Origin of the sequence: Nocardia sp. CY15 (genome assembly GCF_009829295.1) — a bacterium.
GTDB lineage: Bacteria > Actinomycetota > Actinomycetes > Mycobacteriales > Mycobacteriaceae > Nocardia > Nocardia sputi.
On sequence record NZ_VUOT01000061.1, the window covers coordinates 1 to 18,913 of the forward strand.

The following is an 18,913-nucleotide window of genomic DNA, read 5'->3' on the forward strand; positions in this document are numbered from 1 at the left end:
GTCCCTGCCGAAATCCGGGTCACGCGACGCACGACCGGCCGAGCGGGTGCTTCGACCTCACGACGCACCGAGCCACACAACGCAGCAGCGAGAAGACTCTACTGAGTTGACATCCGTTAGGAACTCAGCTGCGCGGCCACGATCCCGCGTTGCGCGGTGTGCTGCGCGAGGGCCCGTCCGGGATGCAGCGGGTGACCGACCTGTTCGACGATCTGCGTCCGACGCTGCCGCTGCTGCTGTCGAACCTGGTCAGCGTCGGCCAGGTCGCGGTCACCTATCACGCCGGCCTGGAGCAGATCCTGGTGATCTACCCGCCGCTGGTCGCCGCGCTGCTGACCGCGGTCCGCGGCCCGCTGGAATACGGCGCGCTGGTCGACTTCATGGCGTTGGTCAACGACCCGCCCGCGTGCACCACCGGCTTCCTCCCACCGGACCAGCGCCGCTCGCCGAGCGAGCTCGACACTCCCGACACCCCGCCCGGCCTGTACTGCAAGGTGCCGCAGGACGCGCCCGAGGCGGTGCGCGGCATCCGCAACACGCCGTGCGTGGAGGTGCCCGGTGTGCGCGCCCCGACGCCGGAACTGTGCCGGACCGGGTACGTTCCGGTGGGCGACAACCCGCCGTTCGGGCCGCCGCAGCCGGTCGCGCCCGCGGCAGCGCCGGCGGCGGAGCCCGACGAACCCCCGGTCGTGGCACCGGCGAGTTACGGCGGCGACACACCCGCCGCCGCCCGCGCGTACGACCCGGCCACCGGCGCGTACATCGGCACCGACGGGCGGACATACCGACAGGGCGATATCGGACCGGGCGGTTCGGGCACGGTACCGTCGAGCTGGCAGGCGATGCTCGAGGAGCAGCAACGATGAGTGAGAGCAACGGAGAAGGCCACCGCTCGCGACGGCGTGCGGTGCGCTCGGCCGGGCCCCCGGTCGAGGAGAACGCGACACCCACCGGCGCGAAGACAGCGGCGCCCGAGGTTCCCGCTGCCCGCGAGACCGCGCCCGCCGCCGATAGCGGGACGAGTTCAGTTGCGGCCGAGTCGGACCTCTCGGCCGCACCGGCCGCCCCGGCACCGGCCACGGGCGATGCGACCACCGACGCGGACACGGCGGTCGCACTGACGAAAGCAGACGCGCAGTCGTCCCCCGAGGCGACGCCGACCGAACAGAAGACCGCTCCCAGCAAGGGGCGCAACCTCCCGCGAGTGCTCGCGACCGCTGCCGCGGCGTTGCTGGTCATCGCGCTGGTATGCGGTGCGGCCCTCTCGGTTCTCGCGATGCGCTCGGCGCACGAACGCGACGAGCGGCGCGCCGAATACGTCGAGACCGCCAGGCAGGCGGTCGTCAACCTGACCACCATCCGCGCCGATTCGGCCAAGCAGGACATCGACCGGATCCTCTCGCTGGCCTCCGGCGAGTTCAAGACCGAGTTCGACGGCCGGGTCGACCCGTTCACCAGCATCGTGCAGCAGGCCAAGGTGGTTTCCAGCGGCGAGATCGTGGAGGCCGCGCTGGAGAGCGACGACGATCGCTCCGGGCGGGTGCTGGTCGCGGCCAAGCAGACGCTGACCAACGCGGGCCAGGCCGAGCCGCAGACCAGGTATTACCGGTTCCGGGTCACCGTGTCGCGCGGCGACACCGGGCTGACCGTGTCCGATGTGGAGTTCGTGGCATGAGCGGCGACAGCAGGAACGGAATGCGAGCCAGGATCCTGCTCGCGGTGCTCGGGGTGGTGGTCGCGGCCGCCGCGGTGCTCGGCGGCGTGAACGGCTACCGCTACTGGGACGACCGGCAGGCCGAGCAGTCGCGTAAGGATGCGGTGGCGACGGCGGGGCGCACCGTCGAGGCCATGTTCACCTACACCCCGCAGACCGTGGACACCGAGCTGCGCAAGTCCGCCGACAATCTCACCGGCGACTTCCGCGAGGACTACCTGACGCTGATCGATAAGCGGATCGCGCCGGGCGCCAAGGAGAAGCAGCTCACCGTCACCGCGACCACGCAGGCGGGCGGCGTCATCTCCGCCGACCGCTCGCACGCGCAGGTTCTGCTGTTCCTCAACCAGGTCATGACCAGCAAGGACACCCCGCAGGGCACCACTACCGGCAGCCGCGTGCGCGTCAGTTTGACGAAATCCGACTCGCGCTGGCTGGTCGAGGCGGTCACCCCGGTCTGAGACGGGTGGCCGCGGCCGATGCGCCGCTAGGACTCCGACGACGGCCTGCGGGGTAGCCGCACGGTGAACGTCGTCCCCATCTCGGTCGAACTCCGGACGCCGACCTCGCCGCCGTGCGCGGTCACCAGCGCCTGCACGATGGACAAGCCGAGCCCGGTGCCGCCGCTGGACCGGGCGCGTGAGGCGTCGGCGCGATAGAAGCGCTCGAAGACACGTTCGGCCTGCTCCGGCGGCAGACCGGGGCCGGTGTCGGCCACCTCGAGCAGCACGTCGTCGGGGCCGGGCGTCAGCAGCACCGTCACCTTCGCGTCGGGCGCGGTGTGCGTGACGGCGTTGTTCAACAGATTCGTCAGAACTTGGCGCAGTCTTGCCTCGTCGCCGACCACCTCGAGCGTTCCCTCGCCCGGTTCGATCTTCAGCTCGACGGTGCGGGCGGGGCCGTCGGCCTGTCCGGCGGCGACCACGGCGCGCGCGTTGTGCACCGCGTCGCTGGCGACGGCGAGCAGGTCGACCGGGCCCAGTTCCAGCGGGCGATGGGCGTCCAGTCGCGCGAGCATCAGCAGGTCTTCCACGAGCACGCCCATCCGCTGGGATTCCCGCTCGATGCGGTCCATGAACGCGGCGGGCTCGTCGGTGGCGCCTTGGCGATACAGTTCGGCGAACCCGCGGATCGTCGTCAGGGGGGTGCGCAGCTCGTGACTGGCGTCGGCGATGAAGCGGCGCATGCGTTCCTCGGACCGGCGCGCCGCCTCCTCGGACGCGGCGGTCGCGGTGAAGGCGCGCTGGATCTGCGCGAGCATGCCGTTCAGCGACCTGGACAGCCGGTCCACCTCGGTGTCGGCGCCGCGCACGGGGACGCGGCGGTGCAGGTCGCCGCGGGCGATGGCCGCGGCGGTGCTCTCCACCCGGCGCAGCGGCCGCAGACTGCGCCGCACCACGAAGTACGCGATCACCCCCAGCACGGCCAGCACGATCGCCCCGACGATCAGTTCGAGCATCACCAGCCGGTGCACGGTGTCGGTGTTCTGGGTGAGCGGCAACGCCACCGTCGTGGTGCCCTCCGGCGTGCGCAGTGTCAGCGCGCGCCACTGGATCGGTGCTCCGTCCACGGAGCCGACGGTGTACGGCCCTGGTCGCGGTGTCGATGGCAGATCCGGCACGGCGTCGACGGCGAACGCCCGGAGGAAGAACACGTGCCCGTCACTACGCACCGAGCGCACATAGAACTGGCTCGGAGCGTGACGCGATTCCGCGGGCAGCACCGGCGGTGGCGGTCCCCGCCTGGACCATTCCATCGCGCCCTCGCGCAACTGCTGGTCGGTCCGGTCGGTCAGCTGCTGTTCCAGGGCCGAGGTGACCACCATGCCCGAGACGAGCAGGCCGAGCCCGGCGGTGAGCACCAGCAGAACCGTCAGCGTCACACGCAGTGGGACCGCCGAGAGCAGACCGGATACCTTCGCGCGCGCCGTGACGAGCCGGCCGGGGCTCATGTACCGCTCTTGCGATGGGGCGCGCGCATGACGTAGCCGACCCCGCGCAGAGTGTGGATCAACCGTGTGTCCCCGGTGTCCACCTTCTTGCGCAGGTAGGAGACGTAGGTCTCCACCACGCCGACCTCGCCGCCGAAGTCGTAGCGCCACACGTGGTCGAGGATGCGCGGCTTGCTCAGCACGGTGCCCGCGTTGACCATGAAGTAGCGCAGCAGCGTGAACTCGGTGGGCGACAGGGCGACCGGCTCGCCCGCCTTCCACACCTCATGGGTGTCGTCGTCGAGCTCGATGTCCTCGAAACGGATCCGCGGACTCTCTCGCTGCGGCGCGGCGTGACCCGCGCGGCGCAGGATGACCCGCAGCCGGGCCACCACTTCTTCCAAGCTGAACGGCTTGGTGACGTAGTCGTCGGCGCCCAGCGTGAGGCCGGTGACCTTGTCCTGCACGTCGTCGCGCGCGGTCAGGAACAACACGGGCGCGTCGATGCCGTCGGCGCGCAGCCTGCGCAGCAGGCCGAAGCCGTCCATCCCCGGCATCATCACGTCCACGATGAGCGCCTGCGGACGGAAAATGCGCGCCTTGTCCAGCGCTTGGGCTCCATCGGCCGCGGAGTCGACCTCGAAGCCCTGGTAGCGCAGGCTCACCGCGAGCAGTTCGACGATCATCGGCTCGTCGTCGACAACCAGGACCCTGGCCTCGAGGGTCTGCCGCACGGGCGCACCACTCATGGCTACATGGTCCGGCATCCGGCTGCGAGGTTCCTGGACCAAAGCTGGGTGATTGCTGTGAACGCGGGCTTCAGCGGTCGCGGTCCTCGGGGAAGACGTCCTCGTCGGTGAGCAGCGCGCTGCCCGCGACCTGGTCCTGCGCCAAGGCGTCCAGGAATGCCCGCGCCCAGCGATCCACGTCGTGGGCCAGCACCTGCCTGCGCAACGCGCGCATCCGCCTGCGTTTGACGTCGCGCTCGTCCTCCAGCGCGGCGACGATGGCGTCCTTCACGTCGTCCAGGTCGTGCGGGTTGCAGAGGTAGGCCTGCCGAAGTTCGGCCGCGGCGCCGGTGAACTCGCTCAGCACCAAGGCGCCGTTGAGCCCGCTGTGACACGCGACGTACTCCTTGGCGACCAGGTTCATGCCGTCGCGCAGCGGCGTCACCAGCATCACGTCGGCGGCCACGAAGAACGCGACCAGTTCGTCGCGCGGGATGGGGCGGTGCAGGTAGTGCACCACCGGGTAGCCGACCCGGGCGAACTCGCCGTTGATCCGGCCGACCTGGCGTTCGATGTCGCCGCGCATCTGAATGTAGCTCTCGACCCGCTCGCGACTGGGGGTGGCCAGCTGGATCATGACCGTGTCGGCAGGATCGACCCGGCCGTCGATGAGCAGCTCCTCGAGCGCGTTGAGCCGGATATCGATGCCCTTGGTGTAGTCCAGCCGGTCCACACCGAGCAGGATGTTCTTCGGATTCCCCAGTTCGGCTCGGATCTTGGCGGCGCGCTCGCGCACCGACCTGCGGCGGGAGTGTTCGTCCAGCTCGGCCGACGCGATCGAGATCGGGAACGCCCCGACCCGCACCGTACGGAACCCGACCTGGACGACGCCGAGCTTGGAGCGCACGCCGACCGAGCCGCGGGAGGTCGGTTGACCGGCCAGCCTACGGGCCAGGTAGAGGAAGTTCTGCGCGCCGCCGGGCAGGTGGAAGCCGATGAGGTCGGCGCCGAGCAAGCCCTCCACGATCTCGGTCCGCCAGGGCATCTGCATGAACAGCTCGACCGGCGGGAACGGGATGTGCAGGAAGAAACCTATGGTCAGGTCCGGGCGCAGCATGCGCAGCATCTTGGGCACCAGCTGGAGCTGGTAGTCCTGCACCCATACGGTCGCGCCCTCGGCGGCGACCTTCGCGGTGGCCTCGGCGAAGCGCCGGTTCACGGTGACGTAGGCGCTCCACCATTTGCGGTCGTAGACCGGACGCACGATCACGTCGTGGTAGAGCGGCCACAGCGTGCCGTTGGAGAAGCCTTCGTAGTAGTCGGCCACCTCTTGGGCCGACAGCGGGACCGGATGCAGTTCGAGGCCGTCCTCGATGATCGGGTCCACGTCGACGTTGGGTACGCCCGCCCAGCCGACCCACGCCCCCTTGTTGTTGCGCAGGACCGATTCCAGCGCGGTGACCAGACCGCCCGGGCTGCGTTTCCAGCGGGTGCTGCCGTCGGGCAGTCGTTCGAGGTCGACGGGGAGCCGGTTGGCGACGACGACGAAACCGGAGCCCGCGCCGGAGCCGGGGTTGTTGTCCGCCGCGGTCTCGGCGATCGAGGTCTGTCTGGCGTGCTCGGAGTCGTCGGACGGGTTCATCTGGTCCACTCACGCATCCTTTGCGCGTTGCTGTATCCCGCTGGAGTTGTGTGGTCGACGTCGCCGTTGGCGTCGAGAACGAGGTTATTCGCCTCGAGCGTTCGGTCCAATACCCAACATGGACAACAACATCCGGCACTCATCGGCGTCCTCGGCGTAAGCAGCGACCACCCGCTGCGCCTGACGCGCGGTTTCGTCGGCGAGCGGTTCCAGATCGTCGTCCGCAATGTCGTTCGCGCTGCCCTTCGCGGCCATCGTCAAGTCCTCCCGGCTTCGTGCGCACTTACCCTGCGAAAAGCCAATGGTATGCGACGCTGGGGGGTGCGCCCGCCGGGGCGTTGGCCGAAGGGCGGCGCCCGCCGTCAGGGCACCCCGGTCGGTGCGCCGATCCCCGCGGTCCCTATACCGTGGGGGAAGCGCAGCACCAACTCCACGAAAGGGTCGATATGCCGCTGGCCACGGTGAACGGGATTTCCCTCAACTATCAGGTGAAGGGTGACCGCGCCAAGGGCACCGACGCCAAGGGCTCCGCACCGCTCGTGGTCATGATCATGGGCACCGGCAGCCCCGGCCGGGTATGGGAGCTGCACCAGGTCCCCGCCCTGGTCGCCGCCGGTTACCGGGTGTGCACCTTCGACAATCGCGGCATCGCGCCGTCCTTCGAGGCCGCCTCCGGCATGACGATCGATGATCTGGTCGCCGACACCGCCGCCCTGATCGAGTTCCTGGGCGAGGGCCCGGCGCTGGTGGTGGGCACGTCGATGGGGGCGCGCGTGGCGCAGGAACTGGCGCTGGCCCGCCCCGACCTGGTGCGCAAGGCGGTCTTCATGGCCGGACACGGGCGGCTGGACCAGTTCCAGAAGACGCTCTCGCTCGGCGAACACGAACTCGACGCGAGCGGGGTGAAGCTGCCGCCGAAATACGAGGCGGCGATCACCGCGGTCATGAACCTCTCGCCCGCGACCATGGCCGAGTCGAATGCCGCGCGCGACTGGCTGGACCTGTTCGAGTTCACCGGCGGGCCGGTCTCCCCCGGTATCCGCGCTCAGCGCAGGATGGACCACGATTTCGACCGGGTGCAGGCCTACCGGGCGATCCGCGTGCCCTGCCTTTCGGTCGGATTCGCCGACGACCGGATGATTCCGCCGTATCTGTCCAGGGAGATCGCCGAGGTGATCCCGGGCGCGCGGTACCAGGAGGTACCGGACGCCGGGCATTTCGGATATTTGGAGCGGCCCGAAGCGGTCAACAAGATTCTCCTGGACTTCTTCGGTGGCTGATTGCGAGTCGGCCGAAGTGACGACGGTCGGGGTGACAGCATAGGTAAGCGCCCAGGCGTAACGTCTTGCTTGCTAGTGTCGAAACAACGCTCGGGTTCGCTCGGCGCCAGGGTTTCGTAGTAACCCGGCACCGTGTGAACCAGGAGCGATCCCGTACATAGCGCCAGTATCCAGTGAGGTGAAATTGAGCACCAACCCCTTCGATGATGAAGACGGCCGCTTCTTCGTCCTGGTCAACGACGAGGAACAGCATTCCCTGTGGCCGGCCTTCGCAGAGGTTCCAGCCGGGTGGCGAGTCGTATTCGGTGAGGACAGCCGCGCCGCCTGCGTCGAGTACGTGGAGAAGAACTGGACCGACATGCGCCCGAAGAGCCTGCGGGACGCCATGGCCGCCGACGACGCGGCCCGGCAGGGCGCCCAGTCCTGATCGGTCCTGTGAGTGCCGCGCCCACGGCGCGGTAGGTTCGCGGCTCCGTCATGGCTCGCGTCCCGGCGGCCGCCGCTCGCGACTTCGTCGTGGGCGGGTGGTCGCTCGGACCGGAGCGGAGCCGCGAACGAGCACTGCTCGATCTCTCTTCACTCGAAAGCGGTTGTCTGGTTCGCAGGCCCGGATCGGCGTCGAACGCCGGTTCTGTTGTCACACAGTCGGCGAGCCCGGTTATGATGACAACCGCTTTCCCGCCTCCTTAGCTCAGTGGTAGAGCACTCGCCTTGTAAGCGAGCGGTCGTCAGTTCAATCCTGACAGGGGGCTCTGTCCGCCGTTGCGCGTTTCGGGGCTCGGTGGTAGACCGTGCCGAGTCGTAAGCGCGCGGTCGTCGGCAAGGGGGAAGGGGTTTGTCGATCGCTGTGCGCATCGAAGCGCGGCGTCGGGGCCGAGGTGACCGGATTCGGGTCAGTGTCCTCGCAGGGGCGGGAGTTCGCTTCGGTCATGCCATGGCTCAGGGGTGGATGATTCGCGGATCCCGGCTCGAATGGGCGACTGTCGTCGCGGTCCCGGGTAGGCGCTGGCGTGGCGCGGTACCGTCCGGTTCGAGTTCACCGCTTCGCCGACGATGGCCGACACAGTGCGCGGCAACGACTTGCGCCGGACGAGTCCGGATCAATTTCGACAGAAGACTTGGGGGGAAGGTCATTCCATTCCAGCGAGGCGGGCTCAGTACACCGTCCGGCCAGTATGACGCCATCCAGCGAACGGTCAGCATATCTGACTACCGACCGACGAGCATGTTTCCGGCTATGAGTCTGTTTGTAGTCTGGTGTGCGCAAACAGATCTCGTGAAAGGCCTGTTCAGGTCACGCGCAAACACCGGATGGGCCACAAACGGGACATGACGGCATACTTCGCGCACATTCGGGAAAATCTAGGTGCGTCGGGATCCTCATCTGCCGAAAGTTGTTGAGATGTACGAATACAACGCGACGCTGCCGACCGATACGCGGGCTCGTACGACCCAGGGGGTGCGCGATGACTGAGCTGATCGATTTCTCCGCCGCGCTGATCGAGCCGCAAGCGATCAAGGACGCCGGATACGCGGGCGTCATCGGCTACTTCAGTGATTCCCGTCCGGGCACGAATTTCGGTGCGAAACCGCTGCGGCGGGAATATTGCGACCGATTGCGCGCCATCGGGCTCGAGATAGTGACCAATTACCAGTACGGCAAGGGTGAGACGTCGGACTGGAAAGGCGGTTACGAGGCGGGCGTGCACCATGCGCGGATCGCGCTCGATTACCACTTCGCGGCAGGCGGGCCCGGATATCGTCCGCTGTATGCCCCGGTCGACGCGAATCCATCGCTGCAGGAATGGAATTCGCTGATCGCACCTTTTCTGCGTGGCTGGGCATCGGTTGTCGGTTTGGAGTGGACCGGCATGTACGGGAATGCGCGCTGCATCGAGTGGGCGCTCGAGGACGGCGTCGCCACGTGGTTCTGGCAACACAACTGGTCCGGCGATTCCTCGATCAACGGCGACCATCCGGCCGCGCACATCCACCAGATCCGCATCGACCGCGACCAGGTCGCAGGTGTCGTGGTGGATGTCGACAAAGTTCTCGCCGACGACTACGGCCAGTGGTCGAAGGCGGTGCCACCGAATCCGAACACAGGGGGAACAGTGCAGAAGCCGGAGTACGTCGAATTGGACCGAATGGGCAACTCCGCGTCCAGCCGCCACGGTGCGCGCGTGGAGAACTTCCTGCTGCACACGCAGGAAGGTAACGGGACAGCCGAGAGCCTGGCCAACTACCTCAACAATCCCGCGAACGGGGTGAGCTACCACTACACCGTCCGCGATCGCGTCGTCGTCGACGTGGTCGACACCGATCTGGCCAGCTGGTCGGTGCTGGACGCGAATCCGTTCACGATCAACCTCTGCTTCGCGGGCAGCCGCGCCGCATGGAGCCGCAGCGACTGGCTGCGCATCCGCGACGACATCCGGATCGCGGCCTGGCTCGCCGTGCAGGACGCGCGCAAGTACGGGTTCGACACGCATGTCATCGCGCCGCCCTACCAGCGGCGCCAGGGGATCTCCGACCACAAGTACGTCACCGAGTGCCTCGGTATCGGCACGCACACCGACGTGGGCCCGAATTTCCCCTGGGACGTGTTCGCCGACGACGTTCGCGGCTTCGCCACCGGCGAGCCGGGCGGATCGGAGCCGAACGCGATCAACGACTGCGCGGCCGCGAATCCGTGGCTGGGCGACCGGATCACGGAAGGGGAGATCGCCACGCCCGACGGCTCAGGGCGCTTCGCCCAGTTCGAGCACGGTTACATCTATTGGCACCCGGACACCGGCGCGCACGCCATCCCGGAGACGCTGTGGGGAAAGTTCGAGCAGTTGGGCTGGGAGGCAGGGCCGCTCGGCTACCCGATCACCGGCCGCACCGTCCTGCATGGGCCGGACGGCAGGCCTTGGGGTGAGGTGCAGGGTTTCCAGGGCGGCGCGCTCTACCGGCGGCAATCGAGCGCTGACGTCTACTGGGTACACGGTGCGATCCGCGACCGCTGGAACCGATCGGGTTACGAGGGCGGGCCGCTGGGCTGGCCGATGAGCGACGAGATCCCCTGGGACACCGGCGCCTATCAGGATTTCGAGCGCGGTCGGATCTATTGGACTCCGGCCCAGACGCTGGCGACGGTCGCGGTCGGCGGGGTGGACACTCCGCTGCACGACGTGGCGAGCTGACGCGAGCGCCCCGCTTCAGTCGGGGACGTTGGCGCCGTGGCCGAGGTCCCGCAGCGCCTGCTTGATCTTCCCTTGGGCCTCGTCCAGGGACTCGGGGCTCGGGTTCGGGTCGGCGCCGGAGATGTCGAAGTCACCCATCGAGAAGGCCGGGAAGACGTGCACGTGCAGATGTGGCACTTCCAAACCGGCGATCAGCAGACCGGCGCGCGGCGCGTCCCACGCCGCGCGTACGGCCTGGCCGATCTTCTGGGCGACCGCGGTCAGCCGCGCGAAGGTGTCGGCGTCGACGTCCTGCCACTGGTCGATCTCCTTGCGGGGCACCACGAGGGTGTGGCCCGGAGTGACCGGAGCGATCGTGAGGAAGCCGACGAACTCGTCGTCCTCCCAGACGAAACGGCCCGGGAGCTGACCGGCGATGATCGCGCTGAAGACAGAAGCCATGTTCGGCAGCGTAACCCGGCCCGTGCGCCGAGGCGCCGGACCGGTCCGCGCTACACCGCGACGAAATGCGACAGGATGCCCTGCACCTCGTAGATGTCCACCTGCCGGTTGAACCGCTTGAGCAGCGGCTCCGCGGTGCCCGCGATCCAGATGGCCAGCTCCGCGTCCATATCGAAGGTGCCCGCGGTCTCCACCGAGAAATGGGTGATCGCGCGATAGGGCACGCTGTGGTAGCTCACCTTGCGGCCGGTGACGCCCTGTTTGTCGATCAGGATCAGGCGGCGGTTCGTGAACAGCATCGCGTCGCGGACCAGCAGGTACGCGGCATAGACCTGTTCGCCGTTGCCGAGGAGTTTGGCGTACTCCTGTTGCGCCTGTCCCGGATCGATCCGGCCGGCATTGCCCATCAGTCCGTCGATCAGACCCATCGTCAGCACTTCCTTCGGTGCTCCAGTGGCAGCAACGGGTCAGCCCCCCGCGTCTGCCGGATAATGACCCAGCGGTCGGCACGGACGGAGTGCGCCCATATCCGCTGTCCCCATTCATCATCCCCTGCGCGCGGACCGGCAGCGGCGAAGACGCCGAACGGCTCGTTTAGGCTGTCTGCCGTGCGTGTACTCGTCATCGGTTCCGGAGCCCGTGAACATGCCCTCGTCCTGGCCCTGCGCCGGGACCCCGCGGTGACCGCGCTCTTCGCCGCCCCCGGCAACGCCGGGATCGCCCAGCACGCGCAGGTGCGCCCGGTCGACCCGTGCGACGCCGAGGACGTGGTCGCGTTGGCCACCGAGGTGGACGCCGACCTGGTGGTGATCGGCCCGGAGGTCCCGCTGGTGCTCGGCGTCGCCGACGCGCTGCGGGTAGCGGGGTTCCCGTGCTTCGGTCCGTCGGCCGCGGCCGCTCGCATCGAAGGCTCCAAAGCGTTCGCCAAGGACGTGATGTCCGCCGCGGGCGTGCGCACCGCGCACAGCGAGGTCGTGGACAACCCGGCCGAGCTGGACGACGCGCTCGACCGGTTCGGACCCACCTGGGTGGTGAAGGACGACGGACTCGCCGCGGGCAAGGGCGTGGTTGTGACCGCCGACCGCTCCGCCGCGCGGGACCACGGCGCCGAACTGCTCGAGCAAGGCCACCCGGTACTGCTGGAATCGTTCCTGGACGGACCGGAAGTCTCCCTGTTCTGCCTGGTCGACGGCGAGACGGTGGTTCCGTTGTTGCCCGCGCAGGACCACAAGCGCGTCGGTGACGGCGACACCGGGCCCAATACCGGCGGCATGGGCGCGTACACTCCGCTGCCCTGGCTGCCGGAAGAGACCGTCACCGCGATCGTCGAGGACGTGGTGAAACCCGTTGCCGCCGAACTGGTGCGGCGCGGCTGCGGCTTCTCCGGCCTGCTCTACGCGGGCCTGGCGATCGGCGCGGCCGGTCCCGCCGTGGTCGAATTCAACTGCCGCTTCGGCGATCCGGAAACGCAGGCGGTGCTCGCGCTGCTGGACAGCCCGCTCGGTGAGCTGCTGTACGCCACAGCCACCGGCTCGCTGGCGCAAGTGGCCCCGCCGCGCTGGCGCGACGGCTCGGCGATCACCGTGGTGCTCGCCGCGGAGAACTATCCGGGCCGCCCGCGGGTGGGCGACGCCATCTCCGGCGCGGGCGAGGGCGCCTTCGACGCGCACGCGATGGTCCTGCACGCAGGCACCGCGCAGCGCGAGGACGGGGCGCTGGTCTCCGCGGGCGGGCGGGTGCTGAACGTGGTCGGCGTCGGCGCCGACCTCGTCGAGGCGCGTGCGCGCGCCTACGACCGCATCGCCGCCATCAAGCTGCCGGGCAGTCACTACCGCACGGACATCGGCTTGGCCGCCGTGGAAGACCGCATCAAGGTCTGAGCGCCCCCGGGGGCGGTGCCGCCCGCCCGATGCCCGGGTTCAGCCGAACGTGAGCCCGCGCAGCGCCAGCCATTGCTGCGGGTCCACATGCCGTCCGCCGACGATCACCTCGAAGTGCAGGTGCGGGCCGGTGGAGTCGCCGCGATTGCCCATGCGGGCGATCTGCATCCCCGCGGGCACCCGTTCGCCGACCGAGACGAAGAAGTCGTACATGTGCCCGTAGACGGTGATGCTGCCGTCGTCGTGGCGGATCCGCACCCACAGGCCGAATCCCTGCGCCGGTCCCGCGTCGACGACCGTACCGTCGGCGACCGCGTAGATCGGGGTGCCGATCGGGCCCGCGATGTCGATGCCGTTGTGGAAGGTGCCCCAGCGGGATCCGAAGCCGGAGGTGAAGACGCCGCGGGCGGGGAGGACGAAGCCGGTGGTGCCCGGCGCGATCGAGCCGGGCTGTACCGGCGCGGCCGCGGTCATCCAGGGCTGACGCTCCCCGGCGACGGCGGCAGCCGCCTCGGCCTTGGCGCGTTCGAGTGTCGCGCGCGCCGCGGCCGCGACCACCGCTTGCTCGCGCAGCCGCTCACCGTTGGCGATCGCGTTCAGCAACCGGGTCGTCGACGGCGGAGTGTTCTGCATCTGGGGTGGAAACGCGACGGCGACGCGCTGGGCGCGATCCGGAGCCGGAGTGCGATCGGTGACCGTCCCGGCGAAGGACGTGTCGCTCGCGGCGAGCAGCGCGGCCGCGGCGAGCCCGCCCAGCAGCACCTTGTGCCGGCGCGCCAGCGCGAGCAATTCCTCGCCGGTGGGCTTGCGCCGCCACAGGTCGCGGGGGTCGGGCCTGCGGCTCCACCAGGTTCGCAGGTCGCCGCGGCGCGCCCACAGGCCGCGCGGATCGATCTTCCCCCCGGCCCCGAACAGCCGCTTTTCCGGAGGTCGCGGCGAGCGCGCGCGCCAGTCGCGCGGGATGACTCCGACGCCACCCACTCCGCGCACTCGGTCTAGCTTCTCCCGTCGAGCCTTCTCGAGCATCAAGCAGACCATAACCGTGATCGCGAGAGATCCGCGTGCTCTACCGTCTGTCGAGTGTCCAGAGAATCTCGCCGGTCGACCATTCCACCTTTCTACGTGATGGATGTCTGGAAAGCCGCCGCGGAACGCGCCCGGACCCACGGTGATGTGCTCGTCCTCGCCGCGGGGCAGCCGTCCACGCCCGCGCCCGCACCGGTCCTGCGCGCGACCGCGCTGGCCATCCAGTCCGAATTGCTGGGATACACCGAGACTTTCGGCATCCTCGCCATCCGCGAGGCGATCGCCGAACACCACAGGGAGACCTACGGATACCAGGTCGAGCCGGACGACGTGGTCGTGACGACCGGCTCGTCCGGCGCGTTCTCGCTGATCTTCCTCGCCGCCTTCGACCCGGGCGACACCGTCGTGGTCGCGCGTCCGGGTTATCCCGCCTATCGCAACACGCTCGCGGCGCTGGGCTGCCGGGTACTGGAGCTGGACTGCGGCGCCCAGACCAGATTCCAGCCCACCGTCGCCATGCTCGAGGCCCTGCCGGAGCCGCCGGCCGGTCTGGTGGTGGCCAGCCCCGCCAATCCCACCGGCACCATGATCGCCCCCGGTGAACTCGCCGCGCTGGCCCGCTGGTGCGAAGAGCACGGCACCCTGCTGATCTCCGACGAGATCTACCACGGCATCACCTACGACAGTGCCGGAGCCGACAGCGCGACCTCGTCGGCGTGGGAGACCTCGCGGGAATCGGTGGTGATCGGCTCGGTCTCCAAGTACTTCTCCATGACGGGCTGGCGGCTCGGCTGGATGCTGGTGCCGAGCGGGCTGCGCCCCGCGCTACAGCGGCTGGCCTCGAATCTGACCGTGTGCCCGCCCGCCATCTCCCAGTACGCGGCGCTGCACGCGTTCGGCGCGGAGGCAAAAGCGGAACTCGACGGGCACGTCCGGCGGTACGCGGTGAACCGGCGCCTGCTGCTGGACGGGCTGCCGAAACTGGGCATCACCGATCTCGCCCCGGCGGACGGCGCGTTCTACGCCTACGCCGACATCGGTCACCTCACCGACGACTCCCGTGCGTGGTGCGCCGACGTACTGAACCACACGGGGGTCGCCCTCGCACCGGGGGTGGACTTCGACACCGTCAACGGACACCACACGGTTCGCTTCTCGTTCGCCGGAGCCACCGCGGACATCGAGGCGGCACTGCTGCGTCTAGGGCACTATCTAGGTCATTGATCGCCCTGTCAGGCAACAACTTTCCGCAGTTCGGCACCCTGGCCGCGTGTATGCGGTAAAACATCGATGGTTGCTTTTCCTCGCTGATTTCCCCTGGAAGAACTGATGACGACTGGCACGATGGCACGGTGATCACCGCGACGACCCCGAAAGGCGAACGGCGTCGCCAGGCTTTGATAGCCGCCGCTGCCGAGCTGCTGCTCGAAGGCGGATTCGAGGCGGTGCGGCATCGCTCGGTTGCGACGCGCGCTGATCTGCCCCTGGCGTCGACCACCTACTACTTCGAATCCCTGGACGACCTGATCGCGCGGGCGGTCGAGTTCAGCGGCAACGCCGAGCTGGACGCGATGCGCAGGCGGGTCGGCGAGGTCAGCCACCGCCGCCGCGGCGCGGAAGCCACCGTCGACCTGGTGCTCGATCTGCTGGTGGGAGCCGACGGCGCCGACGAAGGGGCGCGCGGCAGGCTGATCGCCCGCTACGAGCGTTCGGTCGCCTCGGCGCGGCACCCGGAGCTGCGGGAAGTCCAGCTCCGGCTGCGCGCCCAGCTGGACGAACTGCTGGCCGACGTGCTGCGCCGATCCGACCGGATGGTGCGGCCCGAACAGCTGCGCAGGCTGGTGGCGGTGGTGGACGGAGCGGTGGTCGCCGCGCTCACCGAGATGGATCCGGAGCCGCGGCGGATGGCCCGCGGCGCGCTGCTGGAAGTGATCGACATCGTCGCGCCTCCGGCGCGAGCGTCCGCGCCGGAGACAGCGGCGGCCTATGTGACCACCGATGGCCCCGTGCGAGCCACGCCCCAGCAAGTGGATCGTTATCGCGCACTAGACTGACTGGACGTGAGCGAGCGAACCAGCAATACAGCGCCTGAAGGCACGGAGCCGAGCGTCAGCGAGGCGCGGTCGTGAGCCTGGTCCCCAACGTCCTCGCCACCCGCTACGCCAGCCCCGAGCTGGTGCACCTGTGGTCGCCGGAATACAAGGTCGTGCTCGAGCGGCGGCTGTGGCTCGAGGTCTTGCGGGCGCAGGCGGAGCTGGGTGTCGACGTGCCCGAAGGGGTCGTCGCGGACTACGAGCGGGTGCTCGACGAGGTCGACCTCGCCGCCATCGCCGAACGCGAGCGGGTCACCCGGCACGACGTGAAGGCGCGCATCGAGGAATTCAACGCACTCGCCGGGCACGAGCACGTGCACAAGGGCATGACCAGCCGCGACCTCACCGAGAACGTGGAGCAGCTGCAGATCCGGCTCTCGCTCGAGCACGTGCACGCGCACGGCGTCGCGATCGCCGCCCGTCTGGCCGAGCGCGCCGCCGAGTACCAGGCGCTGGTGATGGCGGGCCGCTCGCACAACGTCGCGGCGCAGGCCACCACGCTCGGCAAGCGGTTCGCCTCCGCCGCCGACGAATTGCTGATCGCGCTGACCAGGCTGCGCGAGCTGATCGACCGCTACCCGCTGCGCGGGATCAAGGGCCCGATGGGCACCGCGCAGGACATGCTCGACCTGCTCGGCGGCGACCCGGCCAAACTGGCCGGGCTCGAGCAGCAGGTGGCCAGGCATCTGGGTTTCGCGACGGTGCTCACCAGCGTCGGCCAGGTCTACCCGCGCTCGCTGGATCACGACGTGCTCACCGCACTGGTGCAGGTGGGCGCGGGTCCGTCCTCGTTCGCGCACACGATCCGGTTGATGGCCGGGCACGAGCTGGTCACCGAGGGCTTCCAGCCCGGGCAGGTGGGTAGCTCGGCGATGCCGCACAAGATGAACACCCGCTCCTGCGAGCGGGTCAACGGCTTGCAGGTGGTCCTGCGCGGTTACGCCTCGATGGCGGCCGAGCTGGCGGGCGCGCAGTGGAACGAGGGCGACGTGTTCTGCTCGGTGGTGCGCCGCGTCGCACTGCCGGACGCGTTCTTCGCCATCGACGGGATGATGGAAACGTTCCTCACCGTCCTGGCCGAATTCGGCGCCTACCCGGCCGTGATCGCCCGCGAACTGGACCGCTACCTGCCCTTCCTCGCCACCACCCGCATCCTCATGGCCGCCGTCCGGGCCGGCGTCGGCCGCGAGACCGCGCACGAGGTCATCAAGGAGCACGCCGTCGCGGTCGCCTTGGCCATGCGCGAGCAGGGCCGCGAACCCGACCTCCTGGACCGCCTCGCGGCCGACCCGCGCCTCCCACTGGATCGCCCCGCCCTCGACGCGGCACTTGCCGACAAGTCCGCGTTCGTCGGCGGGGCCGAAGCCCAGGTCGCCGACGTCATCGGCCAGGTGCAGAAACTGGTCGATCGATACCCGGACGCGGCGCGGTATTCGCCGTCGCCGATCTTGTAGCGGAACCGAGGCTTCTGCGCGAAGCGGCTCGTCATTCCAATAAGGGCTGGCATTGTCCCAGGCGCACGGCGCAGTCCCTATCCGTCTACAGCATTTGTGTGTGGCGAAACTGTGCGTCCAACGGCCACCGCGCGAACTCAGCGACGTTCGCAGATAACGCCACGGTCGCCGCAACCTCTCCAACCGAGAGTGTTGCGACGACCGTGTGAATGCAAGGGATCGCGGGGGGCGACGGCCTTTGCGTCTCTGGCTACTGCGTCCGGCGGCGGAGCCGGACGCTCAAGCGCCACAGCGCGTTACGCAGCCGCGTCGGCCCCCAGAACTTCACCCGGTGCCACGGACCAGGATCTTGGTACTCTGCGTACCTGCCGTTGAACGTCGGCATTCTGATCATCCTCTCGGGCATTCCTTGGACGTGACCGTCCGGGTGTCGCCGACCTCGGTGTAGTCGAACGGAAGTCCTCGCAGCTTGCCATAAACGTGCACCTTGTGCCTCCACTCACCGGCCGCGCACTCGGCGCTGACGCGAGTCTCGCGGCCCGCACGGGAGGGAATTCCGGAATCGACCTGGAGAGCCCAGCGGGCCCACTGGCCCCCGCTGTAGTGCTCCAAGCTCAGCTCCAGCGTGTGTGACTCCGGAGGCACGTCACATGTGGCCTTCACATCGGCGTAAATGACTGGATGCAGCAGTGTCGGCCTACCGAAGACAGTGGTGAAGTCACACGCCTTGGCCTTGACCGGGGTCGGTGCTGCTACCGCTGGCACAAAGCCTGGGAAGATGACAGCGCCCATTATGAGGACGGTTGTGAGTCGAGAAATGTTGTACCGCATCGAACTCCCCTGTTCAGTTTCCTGGATCGTCTCTCCGCTCAGGACTCCCTTGATGTGTCCGGCTTCATTCGTCCGCCATTGATCAGCGTTTGACGTGCCGTTTCTTTGCGTGGGCACTCGGTGGCGCGGCAGCCTCGATGCTGCTGCATGATCGCGTGGGCTTCTTCGACGCTGAGAGGCCGATCGGGCGCTGCGTGCGGCCAGCCTGTAGGCCTCCGTCGGCTGGCCCGCCACTCGGCTTGGACTCGGTCGATGATGTCTTGGACGTTGGTCCCCCGGTCCGATGGTTCGGCATCGTCCTGCCACCAATTGAAACCATTGCGGCATACATCCTCATCTGAGTGTTGGGTTGGAAGTCACCGGAGCCGGAGGAGTCAGCACCCCGGCGCCGGGACGGTTCTGGGGCCGCCGCTCCAGGCCAGACATCGCGGCGTCTCGGCCGACGATTTCGAGGACTTCGGGTCCCGGTTTTCGGTCGAGAATCCAAAGCGACACGAAGCTCAACGCGAGCTTTGGTGGGCATCGCGTTACCCCCTCTGCACGTGTTCGAGTCGCTGTGGTGTGGCCCCCGCTGCCGGATGTCAACGTCGGTCGAATCGTGACCCGGCTTGTTCGCTGGAATCTTGACCCACCCTTTGGTTGGTTTCAGTCGTTGGTTTTGGCCGCGGGGACGCGGCCGAGGTCTCGGTCTTTGAGGCGGTAGCTG

General features: G+C 68.6%; 18 protein-coding genes and 1 tRNA gene. 11 read left to right on the plus strand and 8 right to left on the minus strand.

Annotated elements, in window-relative coordinates:
- Positions 1–149: 149 nt before the first annotated feature.
- The 3 genes from GVY39_RS32910 to GVY39_RS32920 are packed head-to-tail and all read left to right on the plus strand — an operon-like array spanning position 150 to position 2,175.
- Positions 150–866: a hypothetical protein gene (locus tag GVY39_RS32910; protein WP_370523860.1), complete on the plus strand. Its 717-nt coding sequence runs from the start codon at positions 150–152 to the stop codon at positions 864–866.
- Positions 863–1,675 carry a hypothetical protein gene (locus GVY39_RS32915; RefSeq protein WP_159930907.1) on the plus strand — a complete coding sequence of 271 codons (813 nt, stop codon included), beginning with the start codon at positions 863–865 and terminating at the stop codon, positions 1,673–1,675. Before GVY39_RS32910 ends, GVY39_RS32915 begins: the two co-directional genes overlap by 4 nt.
- Positions 1,672–2,175, plus strand: coding sequence for a h domain protein (locus tag GVY39_RS32920; RefSeq protein WP_236565811.1), 504 nt, complete (start codon positions 1,672–1,674; stop codon positions 2,173–2,175). Before GVY39_RS32915 ends, GVY39_RS32920 begins: the two co-directional genes overlap by 4 nt.
- A 26-nt stretch (positions 2,176–2,201) precedes the next feature.
- Here GVY39_RS32920 and GVY39_RS32925 read toward each other — a convergent pair whose 3' ends face one another.
- The 4 genes from GVY39_RS32925 to GVY39_RS34175 all read right to left on the minus strand — a co-directional run bounded on the left by GVY39_RS32925 (position 2,202) and on the right by GVY39_RS34175 (position 6,269).
- Positions 2,202–3,665: a cell wall metabolism sensor histidine kinase WalK gene (locus GVY39_RS32925; protein WP_159930906.1), complete on the minus strand. Its 1,464-nt coding sequence runs from the start codon at positions 3,663–3,665 to the stop codon at positions 2,202–2,204.
- On the minus strand, positions 3,662–4,393 hold the full coding sequence (locus GVY39_RS32930) for a response regulator transcription factor (protein WP_159930905.1): 732 nt from the start codon (positions 4,391–4,393) through the stop codon (positions 3,662–3,664). The genes GVY39_RS32925 and GVY39_RS32930 overlap by 4 nt, the downstream gene beginning before the upstream one ends.
- 70 nt (positions 4,394–4,463) lie before the next feature.
- A complete protein-coding gene (locus tag GVY39_RS32935; protein WP_159930909.1) occupies positions 4,464–6,014 on the minus strand; it encodes a trehalose-6-phosphate synthase in 1,551 nt (516 codons plus the stop codon).
- 84 nt (positions 6,015–6,098) lie between these two features.
- Positions 6,099–6,269, minus strand: coding sequence for a hypothetical protein (locus GVY39_RS34175; protein ID WP_169334155.1), 171 nt, complete (start codon positions 6,267–6,269; stop codon positions 6,099–6,101).
- A 191-nt stretch (positions 6,270–6,460) separates the two neighbouring features.
- Here GVY39_RS34175 and GVY39_RS32940 point away from each other — a divergent pair, with 191 nt between their 5' ends.
- The 4 genes from GVY39_RS32940 (at position 6,461) to GVY39_RS32955 (ending at position 10,482) form a co-directional block, all read left to right on the plus strand.
- Positions 6,461–7,294 (plus strand): alpha/beta fold hydrolase, encoded by an 834-nt coding sequence (locus GVY39_RS32940; RefSeq protein ID WP_159930904.1) that lies wholly within the window; start codon positions 6,461–6,463, stop codon positions 7,292–7,294.
- 184 nt (positions 7,295–7,478) lie between these two features.
- Positions 7,479–7,721 (plus strand): MbtH family protein, encoded by a 243-nt coding sequence (locus GVY39_RS32945; protein ID WP_011207082.1) that lies wholly within the window; start codon positions 7,479–7,481, stop codon positions 7,719–7,721.
- A gap of 253 nt (positions 7,722–7,974) precedes the next feature.
- Positions 7,975–8,046, plus strand: a tRNA-Thr gene (locus tag GVY39_RS32950).
- 714 nt (positions 8,047–8,760) lie between these two features.
- Positions 8,761–10,482 (plus strand): glycoside hydrolase domain-containing protein, encoded by a 1,722-nt coding sequence (locus GVY39_RS32955; RefSeq protein ID WP_159930903.1) that lies wholly within the window; start codon positions 8,761–8,763, stop codon positions 10,480–10,482.
- A gap of 15 nt (positions 10,483–10,497) precedes the next feature.
- On the opposite strand, the gene GVY39_RS32960 is transcribed toward GVY39_RS32955, so the two are convergent.
- Both GVY39_RS32960 and GVY39_RS32965 read right to left on the minus strand, forming a co-directional pair.
- Positions 10,498–10,923, minus strand: coding sequence for an HIT family protein (locus tag GVY39_RS32960; protein ID WP_159930902.1), 426 nt, complete (start codon positions 10,921–10,923; stop codon positions 10,498–10,500).
- Positions 10,924–10,973: 50 nt separating this feature from the next.
- Entirely contained in the window at positions 10,974–11,351 is a 378-nt protein-coding gene (locus GVY39_RS32965) for a PH domain-containing protein (protein WP_159930901.1), read from the minus strand.
- A gap of 180 nt (positions 11,352–11,531) precedes the next feature.
- Between GVY39_RS32965 and purD the strand changes: the two genes are divergently transcribed.
- On the plus strand, positions 11,532–12,803 hold the full coding sequence (purD, locus tag GVY39_RS32970) for a phosphoribosylamine--glycine ligase (protein WP_159930900.1): 1,272 nt from the start codon (positions 11,532–11,534) through the stop codon (positions 12,801–12,803).
- Between the two features lie 39 nt (positions 12,804–12,842).
- Here the strand turns inward: purD and GVY39_RS32975 are convergent, their stop codons facing one another.
- Positions 12,843–13,829: a M23 family metallopeptidase gene (locus tag GVY39_RS32975; RefSeq protein WP_159930899.1), complete on the minus strand. Its 987-nt coding sequence runs from the start codon at positions 13,827–13,829 to the stop codon at positions 12,843–12,845.
- 54 nt (positions 13,830–13,883) lie between these two features.
- Between GVY39_RS32975 and GVY39_RS32980 the strand changes: the two genes are divergently transcribed.
- The 3 genes from GVY39_RS32980 (at position 13,884) to purB (ending at position 17,376) form a co-directional block, all read left to right on the plus strand.
- Positions 13,884–15,053, plus strand: coding sequence for a pyridoxal phosphate-dependent aminotransferase (locus GVY39_RS32980; RefSeq protein ID WP_159930898.1), 1,170 nt, complete (start codon positions 13,884–13,886; stop codon positions 15,051–15,053).
- Between the two features lie 128 nt (positions 15,054–15,181).
- Complete coding sequence (locus tag GVY39_RS32985; RefSeq protein WP_223520311.1) at positions 15,182–15,883, plus strand: TetR/AcrR family transcriptional regulator; 702 nt, start codon at positions 15,182–15,184, stop codon at positions 15,881–15,883.
- 71 nt (positions 15,884–15,954) lie between these two features.
- Complete coding sequence (gene purB / locus GVY39_RS32990) at positions 15,955–17,376, plus strand: adenylosuccinate lyase (RefSeq protein WP_159930897.1); 1,422 nt, start codon at positions 15,955–15,957, stop codon at positions 17,374–17,376.
- A 390-nt stretch (positions 17,377–17,766) separates the two neighbouring features.
- On the opposite strand, the gene GVY39_RS32995 is transcribed toward purB, so the two are convergent.
- On the minus strand, positions 17,767–18,207 hold the full coding sequence (locus GVY39_RS32995; protein ID WP_159930896.1) for a hypothetical protein: 441 nt from the start codon (positions 18,205–18,207) through the stop codon (positions 17,767–17,769).
- Positions 18,208–18,913: the final 706 nt, after the last annotated feature.